The sequence below is a fragment of the Nocardia sp. NPDC003999 genome, from assembly GCF_053604885.1.
The window spans coordinates 77,079-92,022 of record NZ_JBSGIB010000011.1 but is presented as its reverse complement, the minus strand read 5'-3'; the positions used below and the strand labels follow the sequence as shown (position 1 = coordinate 92,022).

Annotated in this window: 9 protein-coding genes; 5 read left to right on the top strand and 4 right to left on the bottom strand. The window is 71.1% G+C overall.

The window, feature by feature from the left end; translation table 11 throughout:
- Positions 1-5 precede the first annotated feature (5 nt).
- Both ACWESM_RS22040 and acpS read left to right on the top strand, forming a co-directional pair.
- A complete protein-coding gene (locus ACWESM_RS22040; protein ID WP_452493463.1) occupies positions 6-9,323 on the top strand; it encodes a fatty acid synthase subunit beta domain-containing protein in 9,318 nt (3,105 codons plus the stop codon).
- Positions 9,324-9,399: 76 nt separating this feature from the next.
- Positions 9,400-9,837, top strand: coding sequence for a holo-ACP synthase AcpS (gene acpS, locus ACWESM_RS22035; protein WP_039796489.1), 438 nt, complete (start codon positions 9,400-9,402; stop codon positions 9,835-9,837).
- A 38-nt stretch (positions 9,838-9,875) separates the two neighbouring features.
- Here acpS and ACWESM_RS22030 read toward each other — a convergent pair whose 3' ends face one another.
- On the bottom strand, positions 9,876-10,496 hold the full coding sequence (locus ACWESM_RS22030; RefSeq protein WP_355075985.1) for a TetR/AcrR family transcriptional regulator: 621 nt from the start codon (positions 10,494-10,496) through the stop codon (positions 9,876-9,878).
- Between the two features lie 298 nt (positions 10,497-10,794).
- On the opposite strand from ACWESM_RS22030, the gene ACWESM_RS22025 reads away from it, so the two are divergent.
- Positions 10,795-12,021, top strand: coding sequence for a hypothetical protein (locus tag ACWESM_RS22025; protein ID WP_355075842.1), 1,227 nt, complete (start codon positions 10,795-10,797; stop codon positions 12,019-12,021).
- 59 nt (positions 12,022-12,080) lie between these two features.
- Here ACWESM_RS22025 and bcp read toward each other — a convergent pair whose 3' ends face one another.
- The gene (gene bcp / locus ACWESM_RS22020) at positions 12,081-12,554 is read right to left on the bottom strand and encodes a thioredoxin-dependent thiol peroxidase (protein ID WP_452493460.1); all 474 of its coding nucleotides are present in this window, start codon (positions 12,552-12,554) and stop codon (positions 12,081-12,083) included.
- 166 nt (positions 12,555-12,720) lie between these two features.
- Here bcp and ACWESM_RS22015 point away from each other — a divergent pair, with 166 nt between their 5' ends.
- A complete protein-coding gene (locus tag ACWESM_RS22015; RefSeq protein WP_067802691.1) occupies positions 12,721-12,942 on the top strand; it encodes a DUF3618 domain-containing protein in 222 nt (73 codons plus the stop codon).
- 63 nt (positions 12,943-13,005) lie between these two features.
- Here ACWESM_RS22015 and ACWESM_RS22010 read toward each other — a convergent pair whose 3' ends face one another.
- Positions 13,006-13,302, bottom strand: coding sequence for an excalibur calcium-binding domain-containing protein (locus ACWESM_RS22010; RefSeq protein WP_355075846.1), 297 nt, complete (start codon positions 13,300-13,302; stop codon positions 13,006-13,008).
- Positions 13,303-13,441: 139 nt separating this feature from the next.
- Positions 13,442-14,419 (bottom strand): pirin family protein, encoded by a 978-nt coding sequence (locus tag ACWESM_RS22005; protein ID WP_452493458.1) that lies wholly within the window; start codon positions 14,417-14,419, stop codon positions 13,442-13,444.
- 70 nt (positions 14,420-14,489) lie between these two features.
- Between ACWESM_RS22005 and ACWESM_RS22000 the strand changes: the two genes are divergently transcribed.
- Entirely contained in the window at positions 14,490-14,942 is a 453-nt protein-coding gene (locus tag ACWESM_RS22000; RefSeq protein ID WP_355075850.1) for a MarR family winged helix-turn-helix transcriptional regulator, read from the top strand.
- Positions 14,943-14,944 lie beyond the last annotated feature (2 nt).

The following is a 14,944-nucleotide window of genomic DNA, read 5'->3' as shown; positions in this document are numbered from 1 at the left end:
GCGTCTTGACGATCAACGAGAGCACCAAGACCGAAGCCGGACAGAGCACGAAGGTGGCTGCCGCCGCCGGGAAGGCCGCGTCGGGCGGGGCGCGGTCGCCGCTGTTGGATCGTCTGCTCGGCGGCGTGTCGTACGCGCTCGCCTTCGGTGGGCAGGGTGCGCAGTGGCTGAGCGAGCTGGAGGAGATCGCGCGCGACAGTGCGCTGGAGCCGGAGCTGACCGCGCTGGTCAACGAGGCGGCGGCGCTGTTGGAGCCGGTCGCGGCGCAGTTGCTGGTGGTTCGTCCGGTCGGCTTCGACCCGATCGGCTGGATGCTGGAGAACGAACTCGCCGACGGTGACGAGGGCGAGATCTCCGCGGCCCCGTCCGACGCTGTACTGCGCTCGGCGGCGGTGTCCATGCCCGGTGTGCTGCTGACCCAGGTGGCGGCCGTGCGGGCGCTGCGGCTGCAAGGCTTGGATCCGGCCGAGCACGCGCCGGTCGCGATCGTCGGGCATTCGCAGGGTCTGCTCGCCGCCGCCGCGGTCGAAGCCGGTGGCGCCCGCGACGCGGAGCTGCTCGCGGTAGCCCAGATGATCGGCGCCGCAGCGGGTTTGGTCGCGCGGCGGCGCGGGCTGATGCCGGTGGGCGAGCGCTCGCCGATGGTCGCGGTGTCCAATGTCGATCCCGAGCAGCTCGGCGCCGTGGTGGCCGAGGTGTGTGACGGATCCGATCCCGCTGCGGCCGTGGTGGTCTCGATCCGCAACGGACGTCGGCGCGCGGTGCTGTCCGGGCCGCCCGCGCAGCTGGAGCGGGTGCGGCAGCGGTGCGCGCAGATCCACGACGAGCAGGCGCGCGAGCGCGACGCGAAGGTGCGCGGCGGCTCGGTGTTCGCTCCGGTCTTCGAGGACGTGGCCGTCGACGTGGCTTTCCACCACCCGGCGCTGGCCGACACCGTCGACCTGGTGAGCAGCTGGGCCGACCAGTGCGGCCTGGACAAGGAGCTGGCGGGCGAGCTGGCGCGGCAGATCCTGGTCGATCCGATCGACTGGGTGGCCGTCGTCGAGGGCGTGATCTCCGCGGGCGCGGAGTGGATCCTTGACCTGGGCCCGGGCGACCTGCTCTCCCGCGTCACGGGGGGCACGCTGAAGGGCACCGGCCTCGGCATCATCGCGGCCGCTACCCGCGCCGGACAGCGCAGCCTGCTCACCCCCGGTGCCGCGCCGGAGCCCGCGGCCCCGTGGTCGGCGTTCGCGCCGCGGCCGGTGCGGCTGCCCAACGGGCGCATCGTGGTCGAGACGGCCTTCACCAAGCTGACCGGGCGCTCGCCGATCCTGCTCGCGGGCATGACTCCGACCACGGTCGACGCGAAGATCGTCGCGGCCGCGGCGAACGCGGGCCACTGGGCGGAGCTGGCCGGCGGCGGGCAGGTGACCGAGCAGATCTTCGCCGACCGGGTGGCCGAGCTGCGGACGCTGCTGCACCCGGGGCGCTCGGTGCAGTTCAACTCCTTGTTCCTCGACCCCTACCTGTGGAAGCTGCAGCTGGGCGGAAAGCGACTGGTGCAGCGGGCCCGCACGGCAGGCGCCCCGTTCGACGGCGTCATCGTGACGGCGGGCATTCCCGAGCTGGAGGAAGCTGTCGCGCTGATCCAGGAACTCACCGAGGTCGGGATCAGCCACGTCGCGTTCAAGCCGGGCACGGTCGCCCAGATCCGGGCCGTGCTGCGCATCGCCGACGAGGTCCCGGACTACCCGGTGATCATGCACATCGAGGGCGGCAAGGCCGGTGGTCACCACTCCTGGGAGGACCTGGACGACCTGCTGCTGGACACCTACTCCGAGCTGCGCAACCGCGCCAATGTCGTGGTGTGCGTCGGCGGTGGCATCGGAACCCCCGAGCGCGCGACGGAGTACCTCACCGGCCAGTGGGCGGTCCGGCACGGCTACCCGGTGATGCCGCTGGACGGCGTGCTGGTCGGCACGGCGGCCATGGCCACGCTGGAGGCCACCACCGCGCCGGAGGTCAAGCAACTGCTCGTGGACACTCCCGGCACGCCCGACTGGGTCGGTGCGGGCACCGCGTCCGGCGGCATGGCCTCGGGCCGCAGCCAGCTGGGCGCCGACATCCACGAGATCGACAACGCCGCTTCGCGCACCGGCCGACTGCTGGACGAGGTCGCGGGCGACGCGGAGGCGGTCGCGGCGCGTCGCGACGAGATCATCGCGGCGCTGAACGCCACCGCCAAGCCGTACTTCGGCGACCTGGCCACCATGACCTACCAGGACTGGCTGGAGCGCTACGTCGAGCTCGCGGTCGGGCTGGACCGGCGCAAGGACTTCGACTGCGGCAGCGACCTGGGCGACGCGATCGCCGAGGCGACGCGTTCGGTGTGGTTGGACATCACCTGGCGGGACCGGTTCGCGGAGATGGTGCGCCGCACCGAATCCCGGCTGCACCCGGCCGACCGCGGCGAGATCCCCACGCTGTTCGCGAGTGACGACGACTTCGAGAACCCGGTCGCGGCGCTGTGCGCCTTGAAGGACGCCTATCCCGCCACGGCGCAGACGCTGCTGCACCCGGCCGACGTCCCGTTCTTCATCGCGTTGTGCAAGACCCCGGGCAAGCCGGTGAACTTCGTGCCCGTCGTGGACGGCGACGTGCGTCGCTGGTGGCGCTCGGATTCACTGTGGCAGGCGCACGATCCGCGCTACTCGGCCGATCAGGTGTGCGTCATCCCCGGCACGGTCGCGGTCGCGGGCATCACCCGGGTCGACGAGCCGGTCGGCGAACTGCTCGACCGCTTCGAACAGGACACGGCGTACTCCCTGGTGCGCGCGGGCGTGGCGCCAACCCCGGTGGACGCGCGTCGCACGGCGGGCGTCACGAGCGGCCCGATCGACGCCGTGCTGGCCGCCCCGGACGTGCAGTGGGCCGGACGCACCGCGATCAGCCCGGTGCACCGGCTCGGTGACCTGTCCGAGTGGGTCGTCGACGGCAAGGGTGCGGTGCATCCGCCCACCGGCGCGACGCTGGTCGAGACCCCAGGCGCCGAGCCGGAGCACGCCTACGTGGAGCTGACCGTCCCGCTGCTGGCGGGCAACGCGGTGCGCATCCGGATCACCGTGCCGACCTCGGTCTACAACGGTGGCGCCCCGGTCGTCACCGAGGCCGACGCCGACGAGGCCATGGCCGCGCTGCTCGCGGTCGCCGCGGGCCAGGATCTGCCCGAGGTCAAGGGCAAGGTCGCCCACGTGAATCTGGCCTGGACGCCGGATCTCATCGCCGATCACGCCGGGGTCACCGGCTCCGGCCTGCCCGCCACGCTGAGCACGCTCGGCCGCACCGTGCCGGACGTGCTGGTCGGCGCGTGCTGGCCCGCCGTGTTCGCGGTGCTCGGCGCGACCCGCACCGCGAAGGGCGAGAGCGTCATCGAGGGCATGCTCGACCTGGTGCACCTGGACCACCAAGTGCACCTCGCCGGTGCGCTGCCCGCCGAGACCAGTGTGCTGGCGGTGCGCGCGGAGGCCGGTGAGACCGTCGACACCGACCTGGGCCGGGTCGTCGAGGTGCACGTGCGGATCACCGCCATGCTGGACAAGCCCGAGACCGGGATGTCGATGCCGGTGCTGGCCACCCTCACCGAGCGGTTCGCGATCCGCGGGCGCAACGGCGCGGGCGAACTGGCCGATCCGCCGCGCGCGGCTGGCACGGTGTCCGACGCGGCCACCGACACCCCGCGCAGGCGTCGCCGCGACGTCACGATCGTGGCTCCGCGCACCATGCACGCCTTCGCCGCCGTCTCCGGCGACCACAACCCGATCCACACCAGCGATGCCGCGGCGAAGCTCGCCGGGCTCGGCAGCCCGATCGTGCACGGCATGTGGCTGTCGGCGGCCGCGCAGCACGTCGTGTCGGCGGTCGATCCCACGAGTTCGGTACCCGCGCGGACGGTGACCGCGTGGACCACCCGGTTCCTCGGCATGGTCCGTCCCGGGGCGCAGATCGATGTGCGCGTCGAGCGGGTAGCGCTCGACGCGGGCAGCGAGGTCGTCGAGGTCTCCTGCCGCACCGAAGGCGAGCTGGTGATGACCGCGACCGGTCGCACCGTGGCGCCGAAGACCGTCTACGCCTTCCCCGGACAGGGCATCCAGCGCAAGGGGATGGGGCTGGATGCCCGCTCCCGGTCGAAGGCGGCCAAGGAGATCTGGGACCGCGCGGACAAGCACACCCGTGCGGCGCTCGGCTTCTCGATTCTCGCCGTGGTGCGCGACAACCCGACCTACCTGAAGGCGCGCGGCGTCGAACACCGCCACCCGGACGGCGTGCTGCACCTGACCCAGTTCACCCAGGTCGCCATGGCGACCCTCGGCGTCGCCCAGGTGGCGGAACTGCGCGAGTCCGGTGCGTTCGTCGAGGGCGCGCTGCTCGCGGGCCACTCGGTGGGCGAGTACAACGCGCTCGCCGCCGTCGCCGGAGTGCTGCCGCTGGAGGCGGTGCTCGAGGTCGTGTTCCAGCGCGGTTCCGCGATGCACGAGCTGGTGCCGCGGGATGCGCAGGGACGCAGCGACTATCGGATGGCTGCGATCCGGCCCTCACAGATCGGATTGCCCGACGCGGAGGTCGTCGGCTTCGTCAAGGAAGTCGGCGATCGGGTCGGGGAGTTCCTCGAGGTGGTCAACCTGAACCTGCGCGGTTCGCAGTACGCGATCGCGGGCACGGTGGCCGGGCTGGACGCGCTGGAGCAGGAGATCGACCGTCGTCGCGCCGAATTCGGCGGCAAGCGGGCGTTCATCCTGGTCCCCGGCATCGACGTGCCGTTCCACTCGACGGTGCTGCGCAAGGGCGTTCCGGAGTTCCGGCAGAAGCTCGAGCAGCTGCTGCCGGTGGATCTGCGCCCGGAGACCTTGATCGGCCGCTACATCCCGAACCTGGTGCCGAGGCTTTTCACACTCGAGCGGGCGTTCGTGCAGGAGATCGCGGACCTGGTGCCGTCCGAACCGCTCGCGGAGGTGCTGGCCGACTTCGACAGCTGGGCCGCCCGGCCGACCGAGTTGTGCCGCGTGGTGCTGATCGAGTTGCTCGCGTGGCAGTTCGCCAGCCCGGTGCGCTGGATCGAGACCCAGGACCTGCTGTTCACCGACCCCGCACAGGGCGGCCTCGGCATCGAGCGGTTCATCGAGATCGGTCTCGGCGCGACGCCGACGGTGGCCAACCTGGCCAGCCAGACGTTGAAGCTCCCCGCTTTCGGCGGAGCCAAGGTGGAAGTGCTCAACATCGAGCGCGAGGCGGCGATCGTCTACGCGACCGACACCGATCCCGCCCCGGTCGACGAGCCGGTGGAGGAGCCTGCCGCCGCAGCGGCTCCGGCAGCGGCCGTCGCCGCCGCACCCGTGGCCGCGCCCGCCCCGAGTTCGGGCGGCCCGCGTCCGGACGACATCGCGTTCACCGCCGCCGACGCCACGCGCGTGCTGATCGCGCTGTGGACCAAGTTGCGGCTGGACCAGATCGGCCCGGTGGACACCATCGAGGGCCTGTGCGACGGCGTTTCCTCCCGGCGTAACCAGCTGCTGGTCGACCTCGGCTCCGAGCTCTCGCTCGGCGCGATCGACGGCGCGGCCGACGCCGACATGGGTGCGCTGTCCGCGACGGTGGAGCGGCTCGCCCGTACCTACCGTCCGTTCGGCACGGTGCTCACCGACGCCATCGGCGACCATCTGCGCAAGGTGTTCGGGCCGTCCGGCAAGCGTCCGGCCGCCATCGCGGACCGGGTCAAGAAGGTCTGGGAACTCGGTGACGGGTGGGCCAGCCACGTGACCGCCGAGGTGTCGCTGGGCACCAGGGAAGGCACCAGCGTGCGTGGTGGCGACCTGGGCGGCCTCGTCTCCGGCGCGCTGGGCGACGCCGCCTCGGTCGACGCGGCCATCGATGCCGCCGTGCAGGCCGTCGCGGCCCGTCGCGGTGTCGCGGTGTCGCTGCCCTCGGCGGGCGGCGGTGGCGGTGCGACCGTCGACGCCGCCGCGCTGGGCGAGTTCACCGAGCAGATCACCGGACGCGACGGCGTGCTCGCCACGGCCGCGCGCGTCGTACTGGAACAGCTCGGACTTTCCGAGCGCGTCTCCGCGCCGGAAGCGACCGACAACTCCCTGGTCGATCTGGTGTCGGCCGAACTCGGTTCGGACTGGCCGCGTCTGGTGGCGCCCGCGTTCGACGCCCGCAAGGCGGTGCTGCTGGACGACCGGTGGGCCACGGCGCGCGAGGACTTGGCCCGGCTGTGGCTCGCCGACGACGCAGGCAGCGCGAACGGACCGGTCACCGGGTTCATCGGTGCGGGGGAAGCCGTTGCGGCGCAGGCGAACTGGTGGCGGCAGCGGGCGATGCACGAAGCGCGCTCGGTGCTGGCCGGCCTGTACGAGCGCATCGCCGAGGCGGCGCTGAGCACGGAGGAGCCCGGGCTGTGGTCCTCCGACATCGCGGTGATCACCGGCGCCAGCAAGGGATCCATCGCGGCGGCGACGACCGGCAGGCTGCTCAGCGGTGGCGCCACAGTCGTGGTCACCACGTCGTCGCTGAACGACGAACGCCTCGCCTTCTACCGGAAGCTCTACCGCGACAACGCCCGGCACGGCGCGGCTCTGTGGGTGGTGCCCGCCAACATGGCGTCCTACCAGGACGTCGACGCCCTGATCGACTGGATCGGCACCGAGCAGGTCGACAGCGCGGGCGGCGCGAAGATCAAGGTCAAGGACGCGATGACGCCCACGCTGCTGCTGCCGTTCGCGGCGCCGCGAGTGGCCGGTGACCTCGCGGACGCGGGCGCGCGCGCCGAAATGGAGATGCGCGTGCTGCTCTGGTCGGTCGAACGGCTGATCGGCGGGCTGTCCAAGCTGGGCGCCGATCACGACGTGGACGCGAAACTGCACGTGGTGCTGCCGGGTTCGCCCAACCGCGGCATGTTCGGCGGCGACGGCGCCTACGGCGAGTCGAAGGCGGCGCTGGACGCGGTGGTCGCCAAGTGGCGGGCCGAGAAGTCGTGGTCGACCCGGGTCACCCTGGTGCACGCGCTGATCGGCTGGGTGCGTGGCACCGGCCTGATGGGCCACAACGACCCGATGGTCGAGGCGGTCGAGAAGGCGGGTGTGCAGACCTGGTCCACCGCGGAGATGGCCGACGAGTTGCTCAAGTGGTGCACCTCGCGGGCCCGCCAGGTGACCGCGACCGGCCCGCAGCAGATCGACCTGACCGGTGGGTTGGCCAGGGCCAAGCTGGACCTGCCCGCGCTGGCCAAGCAGGCCGCGGAGCAGGCGGAGGCGGAGACCGACGCGGACGCGGGTCGCACGATCGCCGCACTGCCGGCGCCGCCGACCGTGACCTCCGCGCTGCCGGTGCCCGAGTGGGGCGAGGTGACTGTGGATCCGGCCGACATGGTGGTCATCGTCGGCGCGGGCGAGCTGGGCCCGTACGGCTCGGCGCGCACCCGATTCGAGATGGAGGTCTCCGACGAACTGTCGGCGGCGGGCGTGCTGGAACTGGCTTGGACCACCGGCATGGTCACCTGGGAGAACGACCCGAAGCCGGGCTGGTACGACGCCGCGTCCGGTGACTACGTCCCCGAGCACGAGCTGGCCGAGCGTTACCACGACGCCGTGGTCGCCCGTTGCGGTGTGCGCCGCTACGAGGACGACGGCGCCATGACCGACAATTCGGCCCCACTGATGACCTCGGTCTTCCTCGACCAGGACCTGTCGTTCACGGTGGGCGGCGAGGCCGAGGCGCGTGCCTTCCACGCCGCCGATCCGGAGCACACGGTGATCACACCGGTCGCGGACTCCGGCGACTGGACGGTGACGCGCCGAGCGGGCACGGAGATCCGCGTGCCGCGCCGGGCCAAGCTCTCGCGCACCGTCGGCGGCCAGATCCCGACCGGCTGGGACCCGACCATCTGGGGCATCTCGCCCGATATGGCCGCTTCGGTGGACCGGGTCGCGCTGTGGAACATCGTCTGCACGGTCGACGCGTTCATCGGCTCCGGGTTCAGCCCCGCTGAGCTGATGAGCTGGGTGCACCCCTCGCTGGTCGCCAACACGCAGGGCACCGGCATGGGCGGCATGTCCTCGATGCGCTCGCTGTACATCGACAACCTGCTCGGTGAGTCGCGGCCGAACGACATCCTGCAGGAGGCGCTGCCGAACGTGGCGCTGGCGCACGTGGTGCAGTCCTACGTCGGCAGCTACGGCGCGATGGTGCATCCGGTGGCGGCCTGCGCGACCGCCGCGGTGTCGGTCGAGGAGGGCGTCGACAAGATCCGGCTGGGCAAGGCCGATCTGGTCGTGGCAGGCGGCTACGACGATCTCGGCATCGAAGGCATCGTCGGCTTCGGTGACATGTCGGCCACCGCGGATTCCGCGGCCATGAGCGCCAAGGGCATCAGCGACCGGTACTTCTCCCGCGCCAACGATCGCCGCCGCGGCGGGTTCATCGAATCGCAGGGCGGCGGCACGGTCCTGCTGGCGCGCGGCAGCGTCGCGCTGGAGATGGGCCTGCCGGTGCTGGGCGTGGTGGCCTACGCGCAGTCCTTCGCCGACGGCGTGCACACGTCCATCCCGGCTCCGGGCCTGGGCGCGCTGGGCGCCGGTCGTGGCGGGACGGAATCCCGGCTGGCGACCGAACTGCGCAAGCTCGGCGTCACCCCGGACGAGATCGCGGTGGTGTCCAAGCACGACACCTCGACGGCCGCCAACGACCCGAACGAGTCGGAACTGCACGAGCGGCTCGCGACGGCCATCGGGCGCTCGGACGGCGCTCCGCTGTTCGTCGTCTCGCAGAAGACCCTCACCGGGCACGCGAAGGGCGGGGCGGCCGCATTCCAGCTCATCGGCCTGTGCCAGGTGCTGGAGCAGGGCGTCATCCCGCCGAACCGCAGCCTCGACTGCGTCGACGAGAAGATGCTGGCCTTCCCGCACCTGGTGTGGCTGCGCGAACCGCTGCGGCTGGGCGGGCGCCTTCCGCTGAAGGCGGGTCTGGTCACCTCGCTCGGCTTCGGCCACGTGAACGGTCTGCTGGCGATCGTGCACCCGGAGGCGTTCATCCAGGCCATCGAGCCGGGACGGCGCGAGGAGTACCAGCGCACGGCGCAGGAGCGTCAGCTGACCGGCCGCCAGCGGTTCGTGGAGGCGATGTGCGGCGGCGCGCCGCTGTACGAACGTCCCGCGGATCGCAGGCTCGGCGGGGAGGGCACCCCGTCCCAGCGGGCGCGTCAGCTGGAGGCCGACGTGCTGCTCTCGCCGGAGGCGCGCCTGGATCAGGACGGCGCCTACCGCGCGAAGGGCATCGGATGCGCGTAACCGGAAGCGCGGCGGGGCAACTCGCCGCGCCGGGTCCGTGCGCGGGCTCGCCGAGGACCTCGTAGGCTGGCCGCCTATGACGATCCTCGGTATCGGCTTGGACTTGGTGACCATCTCCGAGTTCGCCGAACAGCTCGAACGCGCCGGAACGACGATGCTCCGGGAAAGTTTCACCGCGGGTGAGCGGCGCTACTGCCAGAGCAAAGGGACCGACCCGGCGCGCAGCTACGCGGCGCGGTGGGCGGCGAAAGAGGCGGTGCTCAAAGCATGGGCGTCGTCGCGGTTCGCCCGCCGCCCGCAGATCGGGGACAACCCCTATCCGCTGATCGAGGTGGTCAACGACGCGTGGGGCAGGCCGAGCATCAAGCTGCACGGCCTGGCCGCCGAATTCCTGCCCCGGGTAAGGGTTCACCTGTCGCTGACCCACGACGGCGACACCGCCGCCGCGATGGTGGTGCTGGAGGACCCGGGCGAGCTGGCCGACCTCATCGAAGGCCGCGAGAGCGCCGGTTGAGTCGCGCGGTTGGTCCCGGTTCCGGCCGGGACCACCACTTATTTTTGGCCGCCGGTCCGCGATTCCTTCTCCGCGACCAGCAGGTAGGCGACCATCAGCCGCTTGAGTTCGGCGACCGCTTCGGCGCTGCTCTGCTCGTCCTGCACGGAGAAGTTGAGCATCGAATAGACCACGTGCACCAGCACTTCCGCCATCATGGTGCGCCGTGCCCGCGGAGTGCGCGGCGTGAGCGGGCGCAGCATCTGCGACACGACCTCGGCGAACTGCTTCTCGTGGATCGCCCCGGTGGCCCGGGTGGACGGCGTGGACTGCATGGCCAGCCACACCTCCCGCCGGGACGGGTCGGTCATCCAGAGGTTGGCCAGGTGGTCGACGAACTGGTTCATGTGCCGCAACCAGTCCAGCGAGGGAATCTCACCGTGGAAGTCGGCCAGCTCCTGGGAAACGGCAACCAGATCTTGGCGATTCAGCTCACAGACGATGACGTACTTGTTGGCGAAGAACTGGTACAGCGTGCCGATCGGCACCTCCGCCCTGGCCGCCACCTCCTCGCAGGTGAACGACTCGAACCCGACCTCGACGAGCAGCTCCCTGGACGCCTGGAGTAAGGCGTCGAACTTTCGTTTGCTGCGTTCCTGCGTCGGCCGGCGTCGCGGCATGAGCTCCTGTGGGTCGTCCTGCAGCTCCAACGCAGGGTCCAGACGGTGCTTCACCCTGGCCTCCGCGCGTACTTCCACGCATCCAGGCTAACGGTAGGGACAAGCGTGCGATACGCGCATCCGCCGTTCGCGTCCAGCTGACTTGATTTCCGCTACCCATCCGTAACCGATGCGGCATCGAACATATACCGAGCGCGCGTGCATCGCGACGTGTGTTCCGAGCAGGGGAATCCATGGGGCTCATGGCTTTCGGCAAGCCCGTGAGCTCGGTCAATGCACAGAGGGGAAGGCGTGATCAGTGGTAGCTGAATCTGTGGTGACTCTCGGCGTTTCGACCGAACGCGGTGCCGTGCACGCGGTAGCGCTCGCCGACGGCAGGAAGCTGGCCGATCGGGTGCTGCTGCGCCGGATCGAGCGAACGGACGGCGACAGCAAGGCGGACGTGGCCGAGGCGGTCGAGACCGCGCTGGACGCCCTGGCCGCCGGGCTGGGCTCGGAGCGGGAAGTCGGTGGCGTAGCCGTCGCCTATCGGGACGCCGCGGAGCGGCGCGCCATCGTGACCCGGCTGGCGGCAGGCCCGTGGCACAGCGCCTCGCTGGTCTCGGTGAAATCGGCCCACCTGAGCGTGGCGAGCATGATGACGTGGCTCGACGCCTACGACAACCTGCTGGTGTGCGAGGTGGTGCCCGGGTACCACGCGTTCACCCTGGTCGACCGGGGCCGCCGCCGGGTGCTCGCCGCCGTGGGGCAGGCGGGCCGGGCGACGCCCCGGTCGCTGGGCATCGGCGTCACGGCGGCGTGGGATCAGCTGGACGCGGCCGGCGCGCGGCCGGACGCGGTGGCGCTGATCGGCTCGGCGGGCGCGGGCTCCGCGGTGCTGAGGGCGGTCGAGAAATTCGGGGCTCCGGTGATCCCCTGCACCGTAGGCGCTTTCGCGTCCGCCGCGGGCGCGGCGTTGAGCGCCCGGCTGGAGCAGGACAGTTACGTCGGGCCGGTGAGCGAGTCGAGTCGGGCGCGCGGCGGCGTCGCGGTGTTCGCCGCGGCCGGTGTGCTGGCAAGCGGAATGGTCGTCGGCGGGAGCTATCTGCTGAACGATTCCGCGCAGCCGACACCGACCGTCGTGGCGGACGCCCGGATCGAGGGCGCAGGCGCGACGCATCCGGTAGAGCCGGTCCGTCCCGCGGACACCGAGGCGGACGAGTCGTTCGACGGGCCGCGGGGCGGCGACGCCACCACGACCGGAGTGTGGCTTCCGGACCAGCGCGGGGGGCTCGCCCCGCGGCATCGTCCGTTGCCGTTGGTCGCCGCAGACGCGACAACCAGGCCGGAGACGGAAACCCCGGAGCCGCTCCTGCCGGGGACCGGGGTCCCGACCGATCGTAAGGTGGGCGCACCCGACGCCGCGTTGCTGTTCCCCGGTGAGGCCCCACCACCCGCCGTGTTCACCCCGGAAGCCGCGGACTGGTGGGACGAGCACCTTCGCCTGATGGCGCAGTGGGCAGCCCAGCAGGTGTGGCAGGTGTGATCCGATCCACCCGACTTCGGCCCGGCGCCCCTGCGGCGCCGGGCTTTTCGTTGCCCGCGCTACACCGACAGATCGCGGCGCAACTTGGCGACGTGGCCGGTGGCGCGGACGTTGTACTGCGCGACGGCGATCTTGCCCGCTTCGTCCACCAGGAAGGTCGAGCGGATGACGCCGACGACCGTCTTGCCGTACATGGTCTTCTCTCCGTACGCGCCCCACGCGGTGAGCACGGCGCGATCGGGATCCGACAGCAGCGGGAAGGTCAGCCGTTCCGCGTCGCGGAACTTGGCCAGCTTGGCGGGCTTGTCCGGTGAGATGCCGACGACGTCGATGCCCGCGCCGTCCAGGTCGGCCAGGTTGTCGCGGAAGTCGCAGGCTTGCTTGGTGCAGCCGGGCGTGCTCGCGGCGGGGTAGAAGTACACGATCACCCTGCGACCGCGGTAGTCCGACAGCGAGACGTCCTTGCCGTCGGCGTCGGGAAGCGTGAAGTCGGGGGCGGTGTCGCCCGGGGAGAGTCGTTGGTTGGTGGTCACCTTCTGCACGGTATCCGAAGGTCCCGACCGGAGATCCTCGCGCGGCCGGATAGCGGCGCGTGGCGGCGGATAGACTCGTCCGCGAGCCCCGGGTGCTCCGCGAACGGCCGAGCGTGCGGCCCGATTCGTGCACCGGGTGCGGCAATCGACAACAGGAGGGTGGAACGTGGCAAGGGATACCGAGCGGATCGAGCAGGAGATCGAGGCCGCCCGCACTCGGCTGGCGAGCACGCTCGACGAACTCGCGGTACGCGCGGACCCGCATCGGATCGCGGACGACACCAAGCAGATCGTGGTCTCGAAGCTGAACGAGCCGAAGGTGAAATACAGCCTGATCGGCGCCGCCGCGGTCGTCGTCGGGCTGGTGCTGCTCAAGATCTTCCGCTGAGCTGGAAAAACGACGACACCCGGTGTGGCGATGCCCACCGGGTGTCGTCGTTTCGCGGTCGGTTCAGACCGTCGGGCAGGCGAAGCCGTCGCCGTCGGGATCCAGGTGCGGGCCGTAGCCCGGTTCGCCGCGGAACAGCGGCGCGTGTCCCGCGGCGCGGGCGTCGTCGCAGTTGGCGTAGGCGCCACCGGCCGAACCGGTCTGCGACAGACCGGCCGAGCCGGTCGCGGCGGAGCCGGTGTCGACGGCCGAGGAGCCGGTTCCGGCGGATCCGGACGGAGGGGCGGCTAGGGCGGCAGGAGCCGCGAGAAAGGTCAATCCCGCGATGGCCGCGCTGACGGAGAGCCGGCGAACGTTCATGTATTCCTCTATGTATGTGGTTGCTGCGGTGGATGGGCGTCCGACCGGACGCCGCATCCACTGTTGTGACGGGCCGCTCTCTTGTCAACCTCGCGGGGACGGAACTAGGGGATTAGGGGATCGCACCCAGTGCCGTGGCTCAGGAGGTCGTCCCGATGCCGCGGATGTGTTCCGCTGGGATGTTTCCCATGCGTCCGGCCTGGTAGTCCTCCATCGCTTCGATGATCTCCGCGCGAGTGTTCATCACGAACGGCCCGTACTGCACCACCGGTTCGCGGATCGGCTGTCCGCCGAGCAGCAGGACTTCGAGCGCTCCGGTCCGATTGTCTTGGCGCGCATCGGCTGTCACGCTGATCGCGTCTCCGCGGCCGAAGACCGCGAGCTGCCCCTCGTTCAGCGGCCTGCGCTCCGCGCCCACCGTGCCGCTGCCGGATAGCACGTACGCCATCGCCGTGAACTCTTGCGGCCAAGGTGTTTCGAGGATTCCGCCGGGCGTGATCGACGCGTGGGCGTAGGCGATCGGGGTGTATGTCGAACCGGGGCCGGTGAATCCGCCGACCTCTCCGGCGATGAGCCGCACCAGCGCGCCGCCGTCGTGCGAACTCACCAGCGTCAGTTCGCGAGCGCGCAGGTCCTGGTAGCGCGGCGTGGCGAACTTGAGCGCGCGCGGCAGGTTCACCCACAGCTGGATGCCGTGGAACCAGCCGCCGGAGGCGACCATCTCCTCCGGCGGGACCTCGTCGTGCAGGATGCCGGAGCCCGCGGTCATCCACTGGGTGTCGCCTTCGCCGATGACGCCGCCGCCGCCCTGCGAGTCGTGGTGCACCATGGTGCCGTCGAGCATGTAGGTGACCGTCTCGAAGCCGCGGTGCGGATGCCACGGTGCACCCTTCGCCTCGTGCGGTTCGTAGGCGACCGGACCCATCTGGTCGAGCAGGATGAAGGGATCGGCCGTGCGCAGATCCATGCTGGGGAACGGCCTGCGCACCTCGAATCCCGCGCCTTCGCGCTGTTTGTGCGCGGTGACCACGCTCCGGACCGGCCGTTGGCGCAGGGTCGCGTCCGGGCGGGGGAGGCGTGGCAGGACCATGATGTCGGGAACAGTGACGGCGGGCATGGGGACCTCCTCGGGAGTTGGTGTCCATGTCAACCAACGGTGACTACACTTCATTCCCATGGTCCGGTGGTTGAGTGACGACGAGCAGGCGACGTGGCAGGCCTACGTGCGGCTGCGCCAGCGTTTGGACGGGGCGATTTCCGCCGGGCTGGCCGAGGACGGCCTGTCCCTGGCGGACTACGAACTGATGGTGGCGTTGTCGGCAGCCGCCAACGGGTGTCTGCGCGCCAAAGAGCTGGCTACCGAGGTGTGCTGGGAGAAGAGCCGGCTGTCCAAGCATCTGGCCAGGATGGACGCGCGCGGACTGGTCGAGCGGCGCCCCGCGGAGGAGGATGCCCGCGGCATCATCGTGCAGCTCACGCCGCAAGGGCGGGTGGCGCTGGAGCGGGCCGCGCCCAACCACGTCGATCTGGTCCGTCGCGTCTTCGTCGAGCTGATGACGCCGGGTGAGGCGCGTGCGCTGCGCGCGCTGGCGGACAAGGTGGTCACCGAGGTCGAGCAGGTGACCGAACTCGGCGCCTGATC